The sequence below is a fragment of the Stutzerimonas sp. LR2 genome (genome assembly GCF_055755175.1).
The window spans coordinates 1-530 of sequence record NZ_JBVTRR010000108.1; the positions used below are offsets into that span (position 1 = coordinate 1).

Genomic DNA, 530 nt, shown 5'->3' on the forward strand with positions numbered 1-530 from the left:
TGATTATTGTGCTCAATACGGTATTTGTGGGAAGTGCAAAAATTCAGCTAATTTCCTTGTTGCTGACATTGTCCATTTTTCTGTTATTTACACTCTCTGGTAGGGTTGTTGTCGGAACGTGGTTCAGAAAAGAAAACTGGCGCACCTTAAATGCCCCTCAGTCCACGTTGCTATTTCGTGTCTATGTCGGGCTCCCTGTCGCGGCTATCGCCATGCTGCTCTACGGTTATGGGTATCAAAGTGCTATCAGTCAAGCAATGGTCGATGTATTGTTCCCGCCTGGCGAAAAGGTTGAAGACAAAATGGTCTCTGTCATGAACCTGCTCCATGCAAAACTCCCATTGCTGGTTGGCGCTTTCCTATTTTATATCGGCTTGTGTTTCTTCGTTGGGACTGTCGTTAAGTATCTACAGTTATCGGCTTCTGGCCGAGCGCTGAGCAAGCTTAAAGGGGTTGTCAATGCACGTCAGGTCTTAGAGCGGATGACCTGGGATCAGTTCGAAAAAGTGGTTTGCAAGTTCTTTGAAACG

1 protein-coding gene is annotated in these 530 nt (G+C 46.2%); it reads left to right on the forward strand.

Annotated elements, in window-relative coordinates:
• The coding region (locus tag ACVRRC_RS22305; RefSeq protein ID WP_472997627.1) for a hypothetical protein at positions 1–530 on the forward strand (530 nt) is incomplete at both ends.